Raw genomic sequence first — 18,012 nt, 5'->3', positions numbered from 1 at the left:
CGGGAGAGGTGAAGAGAAAGTATCTCGACAGGCAGGCTCGGACCAATCGCGAACTCAATGCAGCCGTCCGTGCGCGCGCAAGAAGGTCTCGCCGGTTTCCGTCACCATCACCCGCATGCCCTCGACCGAGGGACGGCGCGCGACATAGCCGCGGTCGACGGCATCCTCCCAGATCGTCAGCCGCGGGCATGAGGTGCGCCAGACCTCGAGCACCTCGGCATAGGGCCGCGGCTCGCGCGCGACCCATTCCACGAGATCGAGCACCAGGGCGTCGGTGGTCTCAGTCATTTGGTCCTCGCCGGGGTCAGCAGGGATTCAAAATCGTCTGCGGTATTTCTGCGCTGCTTGGCCTCTGCCGGCAAACTGAGTTATCTTGCCCTTGCATCAGGTTTCCTGAGGGTTCATGCGGCGGCTGCTCTTTCTCAACGGCATCAAGGCATTCGAGGCCGCGGCGCGGACCGGCAGCTTCGCCGCCGCAGGCAGCGAGCTCAACGTCTCGGCCGCCGCGATCAGCCGGATGGTGCATCTCCTGGAAGAGCGGCTCGGCGTCGCCCTGTTCGAGCGCAAGGCGAACCGCCTGGTCACCACCCAGGCGGGCCGCGCCTATCAGGGCGGCCTGACGCCGATCTTCGACGCGCTGGCGAGCCTCACCGCCCAGGTCACGGCCTCCGCGAGCGCGCGCGTGCTGACGGTCGGCGTCGGCCCGACATTTGCGATGAAATGGATGATCCCGCACCTCACCGAGTTCCGCAAAGCGGAGCCCGACATCGAGGTGCGGATCACGACCGGCGGCATGGCGGTGCCGTTCGCCGAGGATTGGAGCTGCGGCATCCAGCTCGGCGACGGCCAGTGGCCCGGCCTGGTCGCCGAGCCGCTGTTCGCCGCCGACCTGATGCCGGTGTGCACGGCGCGGCTCGCCAACACCCTGAAGCGTCCCGCCGACCTGAAAGGGCCGAGCCTGATCCGCGTCGCACATTCGCCCGACGACTGGCCATCCTGGCTGAAGGCCGCGGGCGTGCCGCGCCTGACGGCGCGCGGGCCGGAATTCCAGTTCTACGGCCAGGCGCTGCAGGCAGCGAGCGACGGGCTCGGGATCGCGATGGGCATCCGGCCCTATATCGATGACGATCTCGCCGCCGGCCGGCTGGTGGCGCCGTTTGCGCTCAGCGTACCGAAGGGCATGCGCTGGTATCTGGTCTATCGCGGCTTCCATACCGAGCAGCGCGATTTCGCCGCGTTCCGGCGCTGGATCATCCGTGCCGCCGCGGAACCCGCCGCGCGCCGCAAGGGAGCACGCAATGCCTGACGAGAGGATCGACACGCTGGTGATCGGCGGCGGCCAGGCCGGGCTCACCATGAGCCATCGGCTGAAGCAGCGCGGCATCGCCCATCTGGTGCTGGAGCGGCGGCGGATCGCCGAGCGCTGGCGCAGCGAACGCTGGGACGGCCTCATGTTCCAGTTTCCGAACTGGTCGGTGCGGCTGCCGGAGTTTGCGTTTCCGCATAGCGATCCCGACGGCTTCTCGGACACCGCCTCCATCATCGCCTTCATCGAGGACTACGCCGCCTTCGTCGCGCCGCCGATCCGCTGCGGCGTCGAGGTCACCAAGCTGCGCCGCGACGCCGATGGCTTCCTTGCCGAGATTGCCGGCGGCAGCATAACCGCCCGCAACGTCGTCATTGCCACCGGCCCCTATCAGCGGCCGCTGCGGCCCGACGTGCTGGACGGTCATCCCGGCCTGTTTCAGGTCCACGCCAGCGGTTACAAGAATCCCGCGCAATTGCCTGACGGGGCGGTGCTGGTGATCGGTGCCGGCGCCTCGGGCGCGCAGATCACCGACGAGCTGGTGCGCGCCGGGCGCCATGTCTTCCTCTCGGTCGGGCGTCACAACCGCCTGCCGCGCCGCTATCGCGGCCGCGACCTGTTCTGGTGGCTGGCCGAGATGGGCGTCGACGCGACGCCGGTCGAGCAGCGCGGCCCGTCCCGCCTGCTGCCGGTTATCTCGGGCGCCCATGGCGGCCACACCATCGATTTCCGCCGCTTCGCCGCCGACGGCGTGACGCTGCTCGGCCGCGTGGCGGCGGCGTGCTCGAGATCGCGCCCGATCTCTCCGGCAACATCGCCAATGGCGACGCCTACTACACGACATTCCTCGGGATCGTCGACGACTTCGTCGCGGCCCGCGGCCTCGATCATCCCGACGATCCCTTGGCGCGCGTCCGCCTGCCCGAACCGCCGGCCCTCACTGCGCCGCTGCGCACGATCGACCTGCGCGCGGAGCGGATCAGCAGCGTGATCTGGGCCACCGGCTATGGGCTCGATCTGAGCTGGATCGACATGCCGGCGCTGGACGCCGATGGAGCGCCACGACACCGCCACGGCGTCTCCGACGTGCCGGGCCTGTATTTTCTCGGCCTGCAATGGCTGTCGAAGATGAAATCCTCGTTCCTGTCGGGCGTCGGCGACGACGCGGCCGTGCTCGCCGATCATATCGCCGCCCGCGGCTAACGCGTTGATGCGGTTCGCCTGAAGAAACCGCGTCAAAACAAAAAGCTGGAACTCCTTGGCCCGTCGGAAATAAACCGCGCGACTTGTGATCTGGTTCACATTGGGCGCCGCGCGCCCATGCTTCCTATGAGAAGGGGCATCCCGAGGTCGCCATGATTTACAGCGGTTTTGAGATCAAGTCGTTCGAGATGGGGAAGGGGCAATGGCACGCCAGGATTCAACGGGTCGATCAAAGGCCGGTCGTCATCGATGGCATGCCGTTTCCGATGCTCGACATCGGCTTTGCGTGGTCCGATCCGGATGCGGCGATCGACGACGCGAAGCGGACTATCGACCGGTTCCCACAACGATATGGCATGACAATGCCGTCGGCGTGACCGGCAACGTCGTGGTCGCCGTCGTCCCGCAATGCGAGCCGGATCCGGTCTGGCCGGCGCAGGTCAGAACCAGCTGCCCGGAATGCGCCGCCCGGCTCTCCCTGCTGCGCGTGATTCCCGGCCGCGCCGCCGAATACTGGACCATGCGCTGCGACGGCTGCGGCGGGATCCATCTCGACATCGTCGACCTGCCGCGCGCCTGACGGCCGCGACGGCGCCGCCTGCTGACACCCTGCTGTCAGCAGCCTAGCTTGTGCGCCAATCCAGCGGTCGATTGCCCTTTTCTCGCTGCCGGACTCGTCCCATATTCCCGGCATGGCGAAGACACCGAACACTCCGAAAAAGCCCGGCAAATCCCCCAAATCCAAGGCACACCGGCCCGAGGTCCAACCGATCGGACCGGCGCTGGCTGAGTTGCTCAATCCCGCGATCAACCGCGGCGATGCTGGCATGGGTTCGGGCACCGGCCTGCAGCCGCCGCCGGACAATTCCTGGGACCGCCGCGCCGGCGGCGAGGCCGCCGCGCATCGCGCGCGGGCGTCGACGCGCGAGACCAGCGAGGACGTCGCCCGGCGCGACGCGTCCGGCCTCGAGGAAGCCCCGCAGGCCAATTACGGCACCTCGGCCACCATCCCGACGCTTGATCCGGAACTGGCGCGGCAGCTCGGCCTGCCGACCGCCGAGGATGATGACGAGGCGCTCGCCCGCCCGCCGCGCAGCAAGATGGAGGCGCTCGGCGTCAAGGCGACCGCCGACGCGCTGGAGAACCTGATCCGCGACGGCCGCCCGGAATTTCGCAGGGATGACGGCTCGATGCGGGTGTGGACCCCGCACCGGCCGCCGCGCCCGGAGAAATCCGAAGGCGGCGTGCGGTTCGAGATCAAGTCCGCCTACGAACCGAAGGGCGACCAGCCCACCGCGATCGCGGAGCTGGTCGAGGGCATCAACCGCAACGACCGCACCCAGGTGCTGCTCGGCGTCACCGGCTCGGGCAAGACCTACACCATGGCCAAGGTGATCGAGGCGACGCAGCGCCCGGCGCTGATCCTGGCGCCGAACAAGACGCTGGCCGCGCAGCTCTATGGCGAGTTCAAGAGCTTCTTCCCCGACAACGCGGTCGAGTATTTCGTCAGCTATTACGACTACTACCAGCCGGAAGCCTACGTCCCGCGCACCGACACCTACATCGAGAAGGATTCCTCGATCAACGAGCAGATCGACCGCATGCGCCATTCGGCGACGCGCGCGCTGCTCGAGCGCGACGACGTCATCATCGTTGCCTCGGTGTCCTGCATCTACGGTATCGGCTCGGTCGAGACCTACACCGCGATGACCTTCGCGCTGAAGAAGGGCGAGCGCATCGACCAGCGGCAGCTGATCGCCGACCTGGTCGCGCTGCAATACAAGCGCACCCAGGCCGACTTCACCCGCGGCACCTTCCGCGTCCGCGGCGACGTCATCGACATCTTCCCGGCGCACTACGAGGACCGCGCCTGGCGCGTGAACCTGTTCGGCGACACCATCGAGACCATCGAGGAGTTCGATCCGCTCACCGGCCACAAGCAGGACGAGCTCGAATTCATCAAGATGTACGCCAATTCGCACTATGTGACGCCGCGCCCGACGCTGGTGCAGGCGATCAAGTCGATCAAGAGCGAGTTGAAGATGCGGCTCGACCAGCTCAACGACCAGGGCCGCCTGCTGGAGGCGCAGCGGCTGGAGCAGCGCACCACCTTCGATCTCGAGATGATGGAAGCGACCGGAAGCTGCGCCGGCATCGAGAACTATTCGCGCTACCTCACCGGGCGCCGCCCCGGCGAGCCGCCGCCGACGCTGTTCGAATACGTGCCCGACAACGCGCTTGTCTTCGCCGACGAAAGCCACGTCACCGTGCCGCAGATCGGCGGCATGTTCCGCGGCGACTTCCGCCGCAAGGCGACATTGGCCGAATACGGCTTCCGCCTGCCCTCCTGCATGGACAACCGCCCGCTCCGCTTCGAGGAATGGGACATGATGCGGCCGCAGACCGTCGCGGTGTCGGCGACGCCGAGCGGCTGGGAGATCAACGAGTCCGGCGGCGTGTTCGTCGAGCAGGTGATCCGCCCGACCGGGCTGATCGATCCTCCTGTCAATATTCGCCCCGCCCGCACCCAGGTCGACGACCTCGTCGGCGAGGTCCGCGCCACCGCGCAGGCCGGCTACCGCTCGCTGATCACGGTGCTGACCAAGCGCATGGCGGAGGACCTCACGGAATATCTGCATGAGCAGGGCATCCGCGTCCGCTACATGCACAGCGATATCGACACGATCGAGCGCATCGAGATCATCCGGGATCTCAGGCTCGGCGCGTTCGACGCGCTGGTCGGCATCAACCTGCTGCGCGAGGGCCTCGACATTCCCGAATGCGCGCTGGTCGCGATCCTCGACGCCGACAAGGAAGGCTTCTTGCGCAGCGAAACGTCCTTGATCCAGACCATCGGCCGTGCCGCGCGCAATGTCGACGGCAAGGTGATCCTCTATGCCGATCAGATGACCGGCTCGATGGAGCGCGCCATCGCCGAGACCAACCGCCGCCGCGAGAAACAGGTCGAGTACAATACCGAACATGGCATCACGCCGGAGAGCGTGAAGAAGTCGATCGGCGACATCCTCAACTCCGTCTACGAGCGCGACCATGTGCTGGTCGAGATCGGCGACGGCGGCATGGCCGACGACGTGATCTCGATCGGGCATAATTTCGAGGCCGTGCTGGGCGACCTCGAAACGCGGATGCGCGAGGCCGCCGCCGATCTGAACTTCGAGGAAGCCGCCCGGCTGCGCGATGAGGTCAAGCGCCTGCGCGCCACCGAGATGGCCGTGGTCGACGATCCGACTGCCAAGCAGCGCAACGTGCAAAAGCAGGCCGGCGCCTATGCCGGCACCAGGAAATACGGCGACGCCGCCAACCTGCCGGTCGCCGCGCTGAAGAACAAGACCGCGCAGACCTCGCTCAAGGCGAGCCGCGGCGGCAAGTCCGGCTCACGGGTGCACAAGCCCGACCTCGACGAGATGCACGGCCCGGAATCGCTGCCCTTCCGCCCCGGCGGCGCGCTGCCGGCGAAGCCGTTCGGCACGACGAGCCGGATCATCCAGCCGACCGACTCACGGCAGTCGGGGCCGGAGTTCGGGCCGGCACCGCGGAGCAGCGGTGGTGCGCCGGGCAAGCGGGGCGGGTGGAAGAAGCGGTAAACAACAAGCGCGTAGAAATTTCATACTCGGACAGTCATATGGCAACGGCCACCGACACGTTTTTGCACGAAAGAGACGAATTATTGAAGGAGCTTGGCGAAGTACTGGTTCCACAGATTGCATTACGCCTGCTTCGCGACGGCGATGTTTCAACGGAAGGGAAGACAAACGATCAGATCAGGGCTGACGTTACGTTGTTCTTGAGGGAAGCAATCAAAAAAAAGACGCTCAACGTTTCCATCGCAATTGACCACGCCATCGAACTTTTACCGGAAGCTCGTCGGCTATTGCGCAATGGAAAGAACGAGCTAAGCGCGGTCTACTTCGCAACTTATTTCGAGCATAGCCTGAACTGGCTCATTTTCCAAATTTGCGAATCGAAAAAAATCAACGCCGCAACCATCAAGCAGGTGCTTCGTGACACAAACATGCGAGCAAAGTGCACATGGGTGATGACACTGCTTGGTCACAAGCCATTCTCAAAAGAGAAATTGCGAGCCCTTGAAGAAATCGCAGAAGTTCGCAACGCATTCATCCATTATAAATGGCCTCTCACAGAGCTATCCGAAAAAGAGTCGAAAGCGCACGGGCAGATACTGGTTAAGCTTAGAAAAGCGGAATCGCTAGTAAGATATCTGCGCGAGTTTGAGAATGATCAGCTCTATAAGGGCCGCGGGAGACGCCTTCGAAAGGCTTTGAAGACAAGCAGCAGCGCGACCACGCAGCCGAAGAACTCCAAGAGATGAAGCTCGGCTTCGAAGAATCGCAAACCTCCTACATCAGCGGCTCGCAGAGCGCCCGCGCCTGGACGGAGGCCTGGGTCAAGGCATGGGCCTATTGCCCCCATTGCGGCAGCGCGAAGATGTCGCAATTTCCCAACAACAGCCCGCTGGCCGACTTCCTGTGCGGATCGTGCAGCGAGGAGTTCGAGCTCAAAAGCCAGAAAGGAAAGTTCGGCCCGAAGGTCGCTGATGGCGCCTACAAGACGAAATGCGAGCGCCTTGCCGCAAGCAACAATCCCAACCTTCTACTGATGAACTACGATCTGAAGACGTTTGCGGTCGTCAATTTGCTGATTGTCCCGAAGCACTTCTTCGTCCGCGACATCATCGAGGAGCGGAAGCCGCTGGCTGCGACAGCCCGGCGCGCTGGGTGGGTCGGGTCCAATATCCTGCTCGGGAAGGTCCCGGAGTCGGGGAAAATCCGCATCGTCCAGAACGGCATCATTCGCGACAAGGAGCTTGTTCTTGCGGAATGGCAGAAGACGCTCTTTCTCAGAGATCAATCGCTGGAGTCGCGGGGCTGGCTACTCGACGTGATGAAATGCGTTGAATCGCTGGGCAAGCGCGACTTTGCCCTTGGCGAAGTCTATGCCTTTGAGCGCCATCTTGGCGATCTGTATCCAGGCAATCAAAACGTCCGGCCGAAGATACGCCAGCAGCTTCAATTCTTGCGTGACCAAGGGTTTATCGAATTTCTGACGCGAGGAAATTATCGCTTTAAATCCTGAGGAGTCGACATGGCCTGGTTTCTCAATTTCTACAAGTGTGATCGTTGCCGACGTCGATGGACCGATGAATGGTCGTGCACATGTGACGACGAATGCCCTCATTGCGGCGCACGCGACATGACGCCGATCAGGAGTGAAGACCTGACCGAGCTCATCGAAGAGGAAGGCAGCGAATTCGTCGTGATGCGTTCACCCGATACGGCGGAGCATGATCCCGATTATGAAGAAATCGGACGCTTTCCCACGCGCGCACAGGCGGAGGAGTTTCTGGCCTCTACTGAGCAGGACTAGCTTTCAAGCGGCATCGTCGAACGCGTCGGACCTTGCTTAACCGATCATCTGACGTCGAATGCTCTATGATAGCTGACATCCCCGTTCGGCGGATCGCCCCTCAGCAAGAGCCGCTGGAAGTACGGGCTCGGCTCGCCGGCATAGGTCAGCGCGGGATCGCTGACGAAGCCGAAGCGGCTGTAATAGGCGGGGTCGCCGAGCAGGACGCAGCCGCTGGCGTTGATTGCTGCAAGGCGCGCCAGGTCCTCGCGGATCAACGCGCGGCCGATGCCCTGGCGTTGCATCTCCGGTACGACCGAGATCGGACCCAGGCCGTACCAGCGCCCGGCGGTGCGATCGATCTGCACCGGTGAGAAGGCGACGTGGCCGACGATGCTGCCATCATCGGATACAGCCGCCAGCGAGATCGTCAGCGCGCCGGCTTGGCGCAGCGCCGCGACGATGCGGGCTTCGGTGCCGCTGCTGTGAGGTGCGTTCGCGAATGCGGCGGCCGTGACGCGGCTGATCGCCGCGGCGTCTTCTTCGTCACGTTCATCTCTGATCTGCATTCCGGCAGGTTAAGGCTGATCGGAGGAGCGCCGCAAGGCGGCGCATCACCGCACGCTGACCACCGCGACCGCCAGCAGCGACATCATGATCATCGTCGTCACAAGTTGCCGCGAGACGCTGGGCTGCGCGCGCCACTGCGCGATCTTCTCGGACAACGACAGGCTGGCGTCGAAGAACATCGGCGCGTAGGCGTGCGCGAACCGCTTTGGAAACTTTGCCGCAAGCAACGGCGAGATCGCGGCAGAGACCAGCGAGGCCAGCACGACAAAGATCGCGGCGCCATAGCGTTCGCCGACGATCTCACGGGCACCGAGGATCTTCAGCACCAGCACGGCGGCGGCGAAGGTCGGCAGCCCCTGGAGGATGGCGGTGAGCGCAAAGCCTTCGAGCCGATTCTGCGCGGAAGATTTCGGTGCAGCGATGGCATTCATGGCGGCGATCCCTTCTCAATCGGGTGATCAGATGCCGCCACGCTAGCCGCGCGCCTGCGCCTGCGGCGTGACGCAGGTCACGCCGACCCGCGTCGTCCCGGCGTTCGCCGGGACGACGGCGGAATATGCCGCGCCGCCTCGCGCCCTACCCGGACCGCCTGTTGCTGGTGTTCTGAATCAGATTGCCGTGCGCGGCCTGCTCGCGGATGTTGTGCTTCTCGTCGTCACGATGGCCCTTGGTGGTGTCGAGGGGAACGTCGGGGGCGCTGCCGGGGCCCTTGTGGCTCTTGTTGTCCTCGGGAACGGGCTGGATGGTCTTGTTCAGTGGCTTCGTCATCATCGTCTCCGGTACGCAACGAGACAACGCCGCCCGTGCGGGCGGCGTTCCCGGAAATGAGACTTTACAACTGGTCGGGCCTTACAGCTTCTCCTGCTGCGAGGGCTGCGCCTGCTGCTGTTGGCGCTGACGTTCCTGCTCCTTGGCGTGATGGCGGCCGTAGAGGCATCCGGCGGCAGCGCCGAGCATGCCGTGATGGCCGGCATAATGACCGGCGACACCGCCGACGACCGCACCCTTGATGCAGCCCTTGGCGTCGGCGGGCGAGGTTACGGCAAGCGCACTGACGGCAATGGCGGACGCGAGAAGAAAGGATTTCATGATGCGGCTCCAATGGAATTCTCTGGGATCAACGGCTGAGCGGCCCCGCCGGTTCCCGCCGCGTCAGGGCCAACGTGAAACGCCGGGGGAGTTCTCACGAATTCGCGGCCACCTGCCCCCGCACCCTTCACGTCGTCGAGACGCGATCAGTTCAGTTTCATCAATTCAGTCCTGCCATGTCGGATGGCACCCCGGCGCAACCGCATGCATGTTGTGCCGCAATGCACGTTCCGGTTGCCGAACCTAATCGCGTCTCGTGCGTCAAAACATATGTTTGAGAGTGGAACGCTTCGGTTCACAATGCGGGCCAGGGCCAGTCGAAGGCGAGTCGGACTGAACCGGCGGAGTCGAACATGGGCGAGGATTTGAACCGGCAGCGCGTCTTGAACTTCCTCGACGTCTATTATGCCGGCGGCATCGAGGGCGCGCTCGAGCGCTGCAGCGACGACGTCGCGTTTCTCGCCAACGCCCCGATCGACATTCTTCCGCATTTGGGCCAGCACCGCGGCAAGGCCGCGCTGCGCCAGATGTGGACCACGATCCACGAGCGCTATTCCGATATGCGCTACGAGGCGCCGCTGGTGGTGGCCGAAGGCGACAAGGTCGCGGCGCAGCTGCGGGTGTTCTTCCGCAAGCGCAACAACGCCCGCGTGGTGCAGTTCGACGTCGCGGTGTTCTACACCCTGCGCGACGGCAAGATCACCGAGATCCGCGAGATCATCGACACATTCGACCTCGTCCAGCAGGTGCTGGAGCGTGATGTCGCAGCGGCGTTGATCGGGCAAAACGCGGGCTAACACCCCGAAAACCCGGGCAACCCACGCCGGCGTTCCCGCCCGACAAATTCGTCCCCGCCAGCGTTGAACCTCGAAGGCCCGGCGCTGACCTATCACTGGGCTTGTTGCGGTCGGGGCTGAAATCACCATGAAAGTCGCATTGCTCGCTGTGCTTGGCCTTGCACTGGGCGCCCTTGGCGGCGCCGCTCTCGGCATCGGAGCCGGACTCACCTGGATCGGGCTGGCCAAAACCTCAGGTCTCGACAGCGGAACGCTGGTGTTTTTCACCTTCATGCCGCTCGGCGCCGCGATCGGCGGTATCGGCGGTGCGCTGCTGTTCGCGGTGGTGGCGATCCGCGACGCCGAGATCGTGATCGAGCGGCAGCCGCTGCGGCAGCGCGACCGTTGAATTGCGGGCGGGCGGTCACATTCCGGTCAAGACCGGCGCAATTGTGCATTGCAAAAAAGTCATTTGCGTTTTGGCCGTTCCGCCCTATTTGAGGCCGTAATCGTAATAGTGACGTGCAGCAACCTGGCAGGGCGTCGACGCTGACCGCCTGCCATTCGTTTGCTTTGAAAATCCAGTTTCAGGACGAGACCAAAATGACAGAGCACAGCCTCTGGCGTTTTTCGCGTGCGTTGCATCGCGCGATCAACGAACGCCAGCTTGCAGACATCGAGCCGCTGCTCGATGACGAGGTCGAATGGGCCATCTACGGGCCGATCGACCTGTTTTCCTTTTTCGGCTCGCGCCGCGGCAAGGCCGCCGTGCTCGAGGTGATCAGGCAGATCGGCGAGAACCTGAGGGTTCACCGCTTCGATCGGGAGTCCATCATGCTGGGCGCGGATTCCGCGGCCTCGATGCTGCGCTATTCGCTGACGGCATTGGACTCCAACAAGCCGATCTCGCTCAGGATCGCGCATTTCGCGCAGTTCAAGGCCGGCAAGCTCACGAGCTTCCGCGTGCTGGTCGACAGTTTCGACCTGGTCGAGCAGACCGTCGGTTACCCGATCCATCTGCCGCGCATCGCGGTCTGACAGCGCCACGATTTCACGCCTTCGTCATGTCCGGGGCCGCGCCTTCGCGTCAAGGCGCCCCGGTAGCTGCGGCCTGTTTTACCAGCCCCGAACGGCCGCGCCCGGGCGGCGCGATGCGCCAACGCGCTTAGCGTTTGTCCCGGACATGACGATCACGCGTTGATCAGTTGCCTTCGCAGCGCCGTTGCCACAATTTTGCGCCAAGAAAACCGCATGTTGCGGCGCTGGAATTTGCGGGCTGGGAATGACTTCTACATCACGATTTGGCTGGACGAGGCTGCCGGTGCTGGCGGCCGGCTTCAGCGTGGCGATAGCGTTTTCGGCCACGGCGCAGACCTCGCCCTGGGCGATCGCTCCCGCCGCCCAGGACATCGCGAAAGACAGCGCGCAAGACAGCGTGAAAGGCACCCCCGCTGACGATGCAGAGGCTACGGCCGATGAGGCGCCGCCGGCGGCCGATGCCAATGACGCCGACATCCTGAAGGACATCGACCAGAGCAAGCTCGACTGGAGCCAGCTCGACACCGACTCCACCAGCCTGCCCACGCTGGCGCCGAAGAGTGCGGCCAAACCCAGCAGCATCGCCGGCAACGATCCGTCCTGGTCGACCAACAACAACGCCAACGGCTCGTCGGCGGTGTCGGTCAAGCAGTCGGTCTCGCCGTTCCTCGACACCCGCATCGGCGCCGACATGACGGTCGCCAAACAGGGCACGATGACGACGTCGGAGCAATTGTCGGAGCGGCTCGCCAATGGCGGCAGCCTGCCGCAATCCGGCGGCTCGGCCTGGGCTTCGGTCTCGACGGGTGGCGTGGCTTCGATCTGGGACAGGACCTCGGTCGAGGCGCGCGTCGATCCGGGCGCCGACCAGAGCAAGGTCGGCACCTCGCTCAGCAAATCGGTGCCGCTGTCGGAGCAGTATTCGCTGACCTTGCAGAGCGGCTACAACCTGATCCAGCAGGGCGTGGTGCCGGTGCCCGGCGTCGACGGCCACCCGTCGCGCAGCTACGATACCGATCAGTCGGCACGCCTGTCCGCTACCGACACCGGTACCAGCATCACCGCAGGCCAGACGCTGTCGACCGCCGAGGACAGATGGCTGCGCCGGGTCGGCGCCGAGCAGAAGCTGTTCGACGGCGTCACCGTCTCCGGCTCGGTCGGCGAGACCCCCCAGGGCACGATCAACAAGAGCATCGGCGCCGGCTACAAGCGCTCATGGTGAACGATCTGTTAGCCCTGTCGCGCTAATGATCAGGCATTGCCCCAACTTGGCCCAGATGCGGTCAAATTCGGCGGCACTGATAGGTCCGTAACTTCATCAATTCGTCGTGCGGGGGACAAGCCGCGCTTCGCTATTGCGAACCAGGGGAAAGCCGATGAACGCCACCAACCGTACCGAGGAAGCCGCTGAAACGACTTCCGAGGTCGATTCCAACCTTGCTGCGGTCTCGGAAGTCGAAGCCGGCATCCGCGACTTCGTGCGCAACGACATCGCCTATCTGCGCCGGCCGGTGGCGAGCCCGGAGACTGCGCCGACCGACACCAATACCGATGCCACCGTCAGCAACGTCAACTCGCTGATCCAGCGCGTCGCCGGCACCTCGCTCGCCGAGATCGAGAAGCTGATCGGCGAGCTCGAGAGCCTGCGCGACCTGCTGCATGCCGAGGGCCAGCGCGTCCAGCGCGAGATCTCCGGCTATGCCCAGCTCAGCCAGGCCGCGATGAAGTCGACGCGTATGATCGCCGACAACGTCTCGCAGTGGAAGCGCGCCGCCGACGGCCTGCGCAACAGCTGATCCCGATCAGTTTTCCAGACTGATGGCCGCCGCCTCCCGACCAGGGGGCGGCGGCTTCGTTTTGCGTGGGCCGATTCAGCGCAGAACGATTCGTTATTCAGCGCGGTGTAAACTCCGCGGCGTCAATTCTTGCAGAAGCCGATTTGAACTTGAGATGCCGAGCCCGCGTCCAACCCGGAATTCGCGTCCGGACCGCGCCTTTGCGGGACGTCCATTTGGAGAGAATTCATGCAGAGCGTCCGGCCGGATAACGCCGCTGATCCGATTCCGCTGCGCCGGCCGCAGCAAGGCATCGGCACGATCATGATCCGGTTCCTCGGCATCCTCGCAGCCGCGACCGTCGTGATGGTGCTGATCTGGAATCGTTAAGTATCGGGATCGGGAGAAGTGTGACGCAGCCTGCCGACGGGTCACATTGAAAAGCGCGAATGCGCGCCACGGCGCTCGCTCGAGCGCCGAGGGTTACAGACGGTCGATCAGCGATCGATGCTCGCGGTGGTCTCGAAGGAATAGTTGCCGTCGGCAAAGCCCTTCACGACCATTCCCGTGGCCAGCATCACGACAACCGTCACCGTCGCAAAGATAATGCCGACGAGTTTCAGCGCGCTGCGATCTGCCATAGTCGTCCCCAAGTGTTGGCCCAGGTGTTCGGCCCAAGTGCTCGTACCCCCGGCCATAAGGCAGGGACAAAGGTTCAAAATGCGTTAGCAAAAAATGAGTTCCACGCAACGCACAACTACGTCGGCAGCAGAAGTAGCTGCCGACCATGGCGTCCGTGCAACATCAGAGGCGCTGGGGCAACATCAGGAACCCGGATTCCGGCGCGGCACGAAGGCGGTCGCGAGGAACGAGAACACCACCTCATTGCGCTGATTGACGCCGGTGTTGCGCGCCTGAAGGATGCCCCATTCCGGCCGCTTCTCGGACGTGCGCTTGGTCTCGATCTGGTTGGTGAAGCTGATGGTGTCGCCGGCCAGCACCGGGCGGATCCAGCGCAGCTCACGGAAGCCCGGCGAGGGTCCCCAGACCGCGACCGTCTCGCCGCGGGCGGCGGCTTCCGCGGCGAGCCGCTTGCCGTCGGCGACGAGCAGCTTCATGCAGACGCTCGCAACGTGCCAGCCCGACGCGGCGAGCCCGCCGAACAGCGACTTGCGCCCCGCCTCCTCGTCGAGATGGAAGCGCTGCGGATCGAACTGCGCGGCGAACCGCTTGATGTCCTCGGCGGTAAAGGTGAATGAGCCGAACTCGCGCCGTGCGCCGATCTCGATGTCTTCAAAAAAGCGCATGATGTCTCCTATGCGCTCGCAGCGTCACGGCGGCTGATCATGATCGGCGCCTCCATCTCGCACAGCATCTCGCCGCGCGCGTTGCGGATCGTGCTCTTGAAGGTGACGATGCCGGTCTCGGGCCTGCTCTTCGAGACCCTCGCTTCAATGACATCGACATCCAGCGTCAAATCGTCGCCCGGACGCAGCGGCGCCACCCAGCGCATCTCGTTGACCCCGGGCGCGCCCAGCGAGGCGGTGCGGCCGATGAAGCCGTCGAACAGCATCCGCATCATCAGCGACCCGAGATGCCAGCCCGAGCCCGACAGGCCGCGGAGCATGGATTTCTTCGCCGCCTCCTCGTCGAGATGCATCGGCTGCGGGTCGAATTCGGCGGCAAAGGCCAGGATTTCCTCGCGCGAAACATGGCGCGGGCCGAACGTGCCGAAACGGCCGGGCTTGAAGTCTTCGAAGGTCAGCGTGGTCATTGGGTGAGGATATGCTGGAGGGAAGCCCGATTGTGGCCGTTATTTGCAGCAATCACAACCAGCCCACTCGCATAGCTCGCCCCTGGACTGCCGGCGCCCGGGCCTGGCTTTGGCGAGACTGATTGGGCTTCTGCGGTATCGATCCCTCTGGGTGCGGAGGCGCTTTGGCGCCGCCCCGAACCATTGGCCCGGCGAGACGCCTCGTCCTGACGGAGCCTGCTGCGCGGGCTGCCGGGACGAAGTGATCACGCCGGGGGTGACGCAGTAGGATGAACGAGACGCGAATCATATTTCGGCTGGCCGGGAGAACCATGATGTTCGATTTCCAGGATCTGTTTCAGTGGGACCGCTTCATCACGCCCACGATCATCAAGACGTTCTACTGGCTGGTGATCGCGGTCATCGTGCTGTTCGGGATCTCCGGCATCCTGTGGAGCCTCACCGCGATGGCGATCAGCCCGTTCGTCGGCTTCATCCAGTTGCTCGCGTCGATCGCCAGCATCTTCGTCGGCATCGTGTTGTCGCGCATCGCCGCCGAGTTCATACTGATCGTGTTCCGGATCAACGAGCATCTCGGCGCGATCCGCGATCGGGATGGAGGCATGCACTGAGGCTTTGGGCCGCCCGCCGGATGCGGCCAGCCGCCCGGGCTGTGGTTAATCCGAAGTAGCACCCGCGCGCAAATGCCCGCGAAATTCCGAGCGGGATCTTAAAACCGCTCGCGTATCAGTCTCCGCATTGCGCTTGAGACTAACGCGGGGGCGTCGTGAATTCGAGGAATGGTTTTATTGCCGTGAGGCCGGGTCAGCCGGGCTTTACGACCGAGGATATTCTATGGGCTGTCGGCATCTGGTCGGTGATCCTGACCCTGGCGCCGGTGATCGTTTTTTATCTGCTGATGGTGGCGTAACGCCATCCATCGCGTGATCGCCAAAGTCAGCGAGGCAATCTGCGATTGCCTCGTCGCATCAGCACGCAAAAAACGCGCGACTGCCGCGCGTTTCTTTCCAGTTCGAACCAAAGCGGCGTTGTTACGCCGCCTGCTTGTGCATCGCGCCGGACGCCGACGCCGTGCCGCGAATTGCCTTGATCGAGCGTTCGATCGCGGCCCACAGCCGATTGATCTCGGCTGCGGCGCGGCCTTCCGCATAATATTCGCGCGCGCCTTCACCCTGGCCGAGCGCCATCAGAAGGTCGGCGCGGTTGGTGATCTGGCCGCTCCACACCGGTGCGCGGAATTTCGCCAGCGCCTCACGCGCGATCGCGACGATGCGGCTTTCGGCACCATCACGCTGCGCAGGCGCGCCGTTGATCACGACGGCGTAGGGCTTGCGCATCGAGCGGCAGGTCTGAATCGTTTCCTGCACCGCGTTGACGTCGAACACGCCGGGCCGCGCCGGAATGATCACCATCGTGGCGTTCTTGATCGAGTCGTCGACCACAGCCGACAAATTCGGCGGCGTGTCGATGAACACCCACTCGATGCCGTCGCGCTTGGCTTGAGCAATGATCCCGCTGACCGAGTTCACCGCCGTCTTGATCGCCGGCTCGTTGGTGCCGCGCAATTTATGCCAGAGCGTCAGCGAGCCCTGCGGATCGGCGTCGATCAGCAGACAGGGCTTCGTTGCCTTGTGCACTTGCGCGGCGAGGTGAGCAGCCAGGGTACTTTTCCCCGAGCCCCCCTTACGCGAAGCGAAAACAATCACGTTCATACGTTGGCCTCCAGATTGACCCCAGGAGGCGAAAATGAATCAGCGTGCTGATTCGCGAAAGAAGAAACTTCTTGCAATCCGCAAAGTGGCCAAGATTACCGGTGCATTCTGCTTTTTGAGTCACACTCAACTTATGACACAACCGAAAATGGAAGCGCTAAGCGTTTGATAAGACTCACGCCTAGCGCTTTTCGGCAGTCTTGGCGCGCTGGCGCGCGATCCACTTGCGCTCGATCCAGCCGAGCAATTGCGCCGTCGGTTTCTGCAAGAACGGCACATCCTGCGCGAACAAAAGGAGTCCGAGCGGCAGCATCCAGAGTCCGAGCACCGGCAGGAAGCTGAAGATGCCGCCGATGATCAGGAGGATCGCGAGCGGAATCCGCACATAGCGCGACGACGGCTTGCGCAGCCACGCGACGAAGCGCGCCGACCTTTCCGGAAGCTTGGCTTCGAACCAGGCGAAGTGCCGATCGATCTCTCGCTTGTCGTATTCGCTCACGCGCCTCACTCCATCCGTTCCGTCGCGAAACGGATTCTGCAAACAGCACCAGCCTCAGAGATGATGCTGCGTGACAGCGTCACAAGGCGTCAGTCTGCCGCGCATGACGGTCTTGAAATCGCCGCCAAGCGATCAGCACGCGCGGATGCACAACGGTTTGCGTCAAGACAACGCGCCGGGGCTCGCGGCTCTCGCATGCGCGTGATGGGAACAAGATCAGTGGGTAGACTTCTTCGCCTTGTGCGACTTGGAGACCTTTCGCTTCGCAGGCCGCCGCTCGCTCGCCTCGCGCGGCTCGGGATCTGCGCGGAAGAACACGCGGCAGGCCGGCGACAGCTGCGCCCTGTTCCTGATCATGCAGGCCGTGATGCGATCGACATCGGGAATCTCGGGGCCACAAAGCCGGAACGCGTCCGGCGTGCAGGCCTGCTGCTGATCGGGCGTGTAGGCCTCACCCCGGCCCGGGAGCAACAGCGCGGTAAAGGTGAGCGCTGATATCAACGCAAACGAAAAACTCCTTGAACCGGCGGTCCCCATGCATCCCCCCCCAAAAGGCGTCACTAAGGCGTCGTTAAGGCGTCGTTTCGGGGAGTGTGGGTGAAGGCACGAGGAAGTGCAAGCGGGCGAGATGACACGCTGGCGGCGATCAAGGAGACGGAAAGCGATCTTGCGCTGTCCTGACCTTGCGACGTTGCGGTGGGTGATCGTGTGGATGGTACAGTTGGGTGGGCTCGAACCACCGACCTCCTGTTCCACAGACAAAACAAGAGCTCCGCCGGCATTACGATATTCCCGCCGTTTTCGCGAAAATCTCATTATTATCAATAGTTAAGCCCGCCGCGCCTCGCCTTAACTGCGCTCCAATTGGGGTTATGGTGGTAGCTA

General features: G+C 63.8%; 28 protein-coding genes. 17 read left to right on the top strand and 11 right to left on the bottom strand.

Features of this window, described 5'->3' with window-relative positions; genetic code table 11:
* Positions 1-54: 54 nt before the first annotated feature.
* On the bottom strand, positions 55-288 hold the full coding sequence (locus HU230_RS00195) for a hypothetical protein (protein WP_092117453.1): 234 nt from the start codon (positions 286-288) through the stop codon (positions 55-57).
* Between the two features lie 115 nt (positions 289-403).
* Between HU230_RS00195 and HU230_RS00190 the strand changes: the two genes are divergently transcribed.
* The 9 genes from HU230_RS00190 (at position 404) to HU230_RS00150 (ending at position 7,915) form a co-directional block, all read left to right on the top strand.
* The gene (locus HU230_RS00190; RefSeq protein ID WP_176533497.1) at positions 404-1,306 is read left to right on the top strand and encodes a LysR substrate-binding domain-containing protein; all 903 of its coding nucleotides are present in this window, start codon (positions 404-406) and stop codon (positions 1,304-1,306) included.
* Complete coding sequence (locus tag HU230_RS00185) at positions 1,299-2,297, top strand: NAD(P)-binding domain-containing protein (protein ID WP_224942774.1); 999 nt, start codon at positions 1,299-1,301, stop codon at positions 2,295-2,297. Before HU230_RS00190 ends, HU230_RS00185 begins: the two co-directional genes overlap by 8 nt.
* Complete coding sequence (locus HU230_RS00180) at positions 2,294-2,509, top strand: hypothetical protein (RefSeq protein ID WP_224942772.1); 216 nt, start codon at positions 2,294-2,296, stop codon at positions 2,507-2,509. Before HU230_RS00185 ends, HU230_RS00180 begins: the two co-directional genes overlap by 4 nt.
* A 152-nt stretch (positions 2,510-2,661) precedes the next feature.
* Positions 2,662-2,886: a hypothetical protein gene (locus tag HU230_RS00175; protein WP_176533498.1), complete on the top strand. Its 225-nt coding sequence runs from the start codon at positions 2,662-2,664 to the stop codon at positions 2,884-2,886.
* Positions 2,883-3,089 (top strand): hypothetical protein, encoded by a 207-nt coding sequence (locus HU230_RS00170; RefSeq protein WP_420831769.1) that lies wholly within the window; start codon positions 2,883-2,885, stop codon positions 3,087-3,089. Before HU230_RS00175 ends, HU230_RS00170 begins: the two co-directional genes overlap by 4 nt.
* A 112-nt stretch (positions 3,090-3,201) precedes the next feature.
* A complete protein-coding gene (uvrB, locus tag HU230_RS00165) occupies positions 3,202-6,114 on the top strand; it encodes an excinuclease ABC subunit UvrB (RefSeq protein WP_176533499.1) in 2,913 nt (970 codons plus the stop codon).
* Positions 6,115-6,152: 38 nt separating this feature from the next.
* Positions 6,153-6,860 carry a hypothetical protein gene (locus HU230_RS00160; protein WP_176533500.1) on the top strand — a complete coding sequence of 236 codons (708 nt, stop codon included), beginning with the start codon at positions 6,153-6,155 and terminating at the stop codon, positions 6,858-6,860.
* Positions 6,857-7,624 (top strand): DpnI domain-containing protein, encoded by a 768-nt coding sequence (locus HU230_RS00155; protein ID WP_176533501.1) that lies wholly within the window; start codon positions 6,857-6,859, stop codon positions 7,622-7,624. The genes HU230_RS00160 and HU230_RS00155 overlap by 4 nt, the downstream gene beginning before the upstream one ends.
* A 9-nt stretch (positions 7,625-7,633) precedes the next feature.
* Positions 7,634-7,915 carry a hypothetical protein gene (locus HU230_RS00150; protein ID WP_176533502.1) on the top strand — a complete coding sequence of 94 codons (282 nt, stop codon included), beginning with the start codon at positions 7,634-7,636 and terminating at the stop codon, positions 7,913-7,915.
* A 44-nt stretch (positions 7,916-7,959) separates the two neighbouring features.
* Here the strand turns inward: HU230_RS00150 and HU230_RS00145 are convergent, their stop codons facing one another.
* The 4 genes from HU230_RS00145 to HU230_RS00130 all read right to left on the bottom strand — a co-directional run bounded on the left by HU230_RS00145 (position 7,960) and on the right by HU230_RS00130 (position 9,553).
* Positions 7,960-8,463, bottom strand: coding sequence for a GNAT family N-acetyltransferase (locus HU230_RS00145; RefSeq protein WP_176533503.1), 504 nt, complete (start codon positions 8,461-8,463; stop codon positions 7,960-7,962).
* Between the two features lie 45 nt (positions 8,464-8,508).
* On the bottom strand, positions 8,509-8,895 hold the full coding sequence (locus HU230_RS00140; protein ID WP_176533504.1) for a hypothetical protein: 387 nt from the start codon (positions 8,893-8,895) through the stop codon (positions 8,509-8,511).
* A gap of 145 nt (positions 8,896-9,040) precedes the next feature.
* The gene (locus HU230_RS00135) at positions 9,041-9,232 is read right to left on the bottom strand and encodes a hypothetical protein (RefSeq protein ID WP_224942770.1); all 192 of its coding nucleotides are present in this window, start codon (positions 9,230-9,232) and stop codon (positions 9,041-9,043) included.
* 81 nt (positions 9,233-9,313) lie between these two features.
* Complete coding sequence (locus HU230_RS00130; RefSeq protein WP_176533506.1) at positions 9,314-9,553, bottom strand: hypothetical protein; 240 nt, start codon at positions 9,551-9,553, stop codon at positions 9,314-9,316.
* Between the two features lie 353 nt (positions 9,554-9,906).
* Here HU230_RS00130 and HU230_RS00125 point away from each other — a divergent pair, with 353 nt between their 5' ends.
* The 6 genes from HU230_RS00125 to HU230_RS00100 all read left to right on the top strand — a co-directional run bounded on the left by HU230_RS00125 (position 9,907) and on the right by HU230_RS00100 (position 13,532).
* Positions 9,907-10,350: a nuclear transport factor 2 family protein gene (locus HU230_RS00125; RefSeq protein WP_176533507.1), complete on the top strand. Its 444-nt coding sequence runs from the start codon at positions 9,907-9,909 to the stop codon at positions 10,348-10,350.
* Positions 10,351-10,477: 127 nt separating this feature from the next.
* The gene (locus HU230_RS00120; RefSeq protein ID WP_097673103.1) at positions 10,478-10,738 is read left to right on the top strand and encodes a hypothetical protein; all 261 of its coding nucleotides are present in this window, start codon (positions 10,478-10,480) and stop codon (positions 10,736-10,738) included.
* Positions 10,739-10,932: 194 nt separating this feature from the next.
* Positions 10,933-11,367 (top strand): nuclear transport factor 2 family protein, encoded by a 435-nt coding sequence (locus tag HU230_RS00115; RefSeq protein ID WP_171947760.1) that lies wholly within the window; start codon positions 10,933-10,935, stop codon positions 11,365-11,367.
* Between the two features lie 244 nt (positions 11,368-11,611).
* On the top strand, positions 11,612-12,589 hold the full coding sequence (locus HU230_RS00110) for a hypothetical protein (protein ID WP_176533508.1): 978 nt from the start codon (positions 11,612-11,614) through the stop codon (positions 12,587-12,589).
* Positions 12,590-12,743: 154 nt separating this feature from the next.
* On the top strand, positions 12,744-13,163 hold the full coding sequence (locus tag HU230_RS00105) for a hypothetical protein (RefSeq protein WP_092117486.1): 420 nt from the start codon (positions 12,744-12,746) through the stop codon (positions 13,161-13,163).
* A 228-nt stretch (positions 13,164-13,391) separates the two neighbouring features.
* Positions 13,392-13,532: a hypothetical protein gene (locus HU230_RS00100; protein ID WP_171947762.1), complete on the top strand. Its 141-nt coding sequence runs from the start codon at positions 13,392-13,394 to the stop codon at positions 13,530-13,532.
* Positions 13,533-13,639: 107 nt separating this feature from the next.
* Here HU230_RS00100 and HU230_RS00095 read toward each other — a convergent pair whose 3' ends face one another.
* From HU230_RS00095 to HU230_RS00085, 3 genes are all read right to left on the bottom strand, one after another.
* Positions 13,640-13,783, bottom strand: a complete 144-nt coding sequence (locus HU230_RS00095; RefSeq protein ID WP_016841369.1) for a hypothetical protein — start codon at positions 13,781-13,783, stop codon at positions 13,640-13,642.
* Positions 13,784-13,966: 183 nt separating this feature from the next.
* Positions 13,967-14,449 (bottom strand): MaoC family dehydratase, encoded by a 483-nt coding sequence (locus HU230_RS00090; protein ID WP_176533509.1) that lies wholly within the window; start codon positions 14,447-14,449, stop codon positions 13,967-13,969.
* Positions 14,450-14,457: 8 nt separating this feature from the next.
* Positions 14,458-14,916 (bottom strand): MaoC family dehydratase, encoded by a 459-nt coding sequence (locus tag HU230_RS00085; RefSeq protein WP_173640865.1) that lies wholly within the window; start codon positions 14,914-14,916, stop codon positions 14,458-14,460.
* Positions 14,917-15,230: 314 nt separating this feature from the next.
* Here HU230_RS00085 and HU230_RS00080 point away from each other — a divergent pair, with 314 nt between their 5' ends.
* A complete protein-coding gene (locus HU230_RS00080; protein WP_092126096.1) occupies positions 15,231-15,527 on the top strand; it encodes a DUF4282 domain-containing protein in 297 nt (98 codons plus the stop codon).
* 155 nt (positions 15,528-15,682) lie between these two features.
* Entirely contained in the window at positions 15,683-15,826 is a 144-nt protein-coding gene (locus HU230_RS00075) for a hypothetical protein (protein WP_173640864.1), read from the top strand.
* Positions 15,827-15,947: 121 nt separating this feature from the next.
* Here HU230_RS00075 and HU230_RS00070 read toward each other — a convergent pair whose 3' ends face one another.
* From HU230_RS00070 to HU230_RS00060, 3 genes are all read right to left on the bottom strand, one after another.
* On the bottom strand, positions 15,948-16,628 hold the full coding sequence (locus HU230_RS00070; protein ID WP_021081815.1) for a ParA family protein: 681 nt from the start codon (positions 16,626-16,628) through the stop codon (positions 15,948-15,950).
* A gap of 181 nt (positions 16,629-16,809) precedes the next feature.
* Positions 16,810-17,136, bottom strand: a complete 327-nt coding sequence (locus HU230_RS00065) for a hypothetical protein (protein WP_176533510.1) — start codon at positions 17,134-17,136, stop codon at positions 16,810-16,812.
* Between the two features lie 207 nt (positions 17,137-17,343).
* The gene (locus HU230_RS00060; protein WP_224924250.1) at positions 17,344-17,628 is read right to left on the bottom strand and encodes a hypothetical protein; all 285 of its coding nucleotides are present in this window, start codon (positions 17,626-17,628) and stop codon (positions 17,344-17,346) included.
* Positions 17,629-18,012 lie beyond the last annotated feature (384 nt).

Source organism: Bradyrhizobium quebecense, assembly GCF_013373795.3.
In the GTDB taxonomy this organism is placed as follows: Bacteria; Pseudomonadota; Alphaproteobacteria; order Rhizobiales; family Xanthobacteraceae; genus Bradyrhizobium; species Bradyrhizobium quebecense.
Note: the sequence above shows the minus strand (reverse complement) of the source record. Positions and strands in the feature narration are given on the sequence as shown.

Coding starts and splice junctions, on each gene's coding strand:
- HU230_RS00195 (WP_092117453.1), bottom strand. CDS start 288: ATGACTGAGACCACCGACGCCCTGGTGCTCGATCTCGTGGAATGGGTC.
- HU230_RS00190 (WP_176533497.1), top strand. CDS start 404: ATGCGGCGGCTGCTCTTTCTCAACGGCATCAAGGCATTCGAGGCCGCG.
- HU230_RS00185 (WP_224942774.1), top strand. CDS start 1,299: ATGCCTGACGAGAGGATCGACACGCTGGTGATCGGCGGCGGCCAGGCC.
- HU230_RS00175 (WP_176533498.1), top strand. CDS start 2,662: ATGATTTACAGCGGTTTTGAGATCAAGTCGTTCGAGATGGGGAAGGGG.
- uvrB (WP_176533499.1), top strand. CDS start 3,202: ATGGCGAAGACACCGAACACTCCGAAAAAGCCCGGCAAATCCCCCAAA.
- HU230_RS00160 (WP_176533500.1), top strand. CDS start 6,153: ATGGCAACGGCCACCGACACGTTTTTGCACGAAAGAGACGAATTATTG.
- HU230_RS00155 (WP_176533501.1), top strand. CDS start 6,857: ATGAAGCTCGGCTTCGAAGAATCGCAAACCTCCTACATCAGCGGCTCG.
- HU230_RS00150 (WP_176533502.1), top strand. CDS start 7,634: ATGGCCTGGTTTCTCAATTTCTACAAGTGTGATCGTTGCCGACGTCGA.
- HU230_RS00145 (WP_176533503.1), bottom strand. CDS start 8,463: ATGCAGATCAGAGATGAACGTGACGAAGAAGACGCCGCGGCGATCAGC.
- HU230_RS00140 (WP_176533504.1), bottom strand. CDS start 8,895: ATGAATGCCATCGCTGCACCGAAATCTTCCGCGCAGAATCGGCTCGAA.
- HU230_RS00135 (WP_224942770.1), bottom strand. CDS start 9,232: ATGACGAAGCCACTGAACAAGACCATCCAGCCCGTTCCCGAGGACAAC.
- HU230_RS00130 (WP_176533506.1), bottom strand. CDS start 9,553: ATGAAATCCTTTCTTCTCGCGTCCGCCATTGCCGTCAGTGCGCTTGCC.
- HU230_RS00125 (WP_176533507.1), top strand. CDS start 9,907: ATGGGCGAGGATTTGAACCGGCAGCGCGTCTTGAACTTCCTCGACGTC.
- HU230_RS00120 (WP_097673103.1), top strand. CDS start 10,478: ATGAAAGTCGCATTGCTCGCTGTGCTTGGCCTTGCACTGGGCGCCCTT.
- HU230_RS00115 (WP_171947760.1), top strand. CDS start 10,933: ATGACAGAGCACAGCCTCTGGCGTTTTTCGCGTGCGTTGCATCGCGCG.
- HU230_RS00110 (WP_176533508.1), top strand. CDS start 11,612: ATGACTTCTACATCACGATTTGGCTGGACGAGGCTGCCGGTGCTGGCG.
- HU230_RS00105 (WP_092117486.1), top strand. CDS start 12,744: ATGAACGCCACCAACCGTACCGAGGAAGCCGCTGAAACGACTTCCGAG.
- HU230_RS00100 (WP_171947762.1), top strand. CDS start 13,392: ATGCAGAGCGTCCGGCCGGATAACGCCGCTGATCCGATTCCGCTGCGC.
- HU230_RS00095 (WP_016841369.1), bottom strand. CDS start 13,783: ATGGCAGATCGCAGCGCGCTGAAACTCGTCGGCATTATCTTTGCGACG.
- HU230_RS00090 (WP_176533509.1), bottom strand. CDS start 14,449: ATGCGCTTTTTTGAAGACATCGAGATCGGCGCACGGCGCGAGTTCGGC.
- HU230_RS00085 (WP_173640865.1), bottom strand. CDS start 14,916: ATGACCACGCTGACCTTCGAAGACTTCAAGCCCGGCCGTTTCGGCACG.
- HU230_RS00080 (WP_092126096.1), top strand. CDS start 15,231: ATGTTCGATTTCCAGGATCTGTTTCAGTGGGACCGCTTCATCACGCCC.
- HU230_RS00070 (WP_021081815.1), bottom strand. CDS start 16,628: ATGAACGTGATTGTTTTCGCTTCGCGTAAGGGGGGCTCGGGGAAAAGT.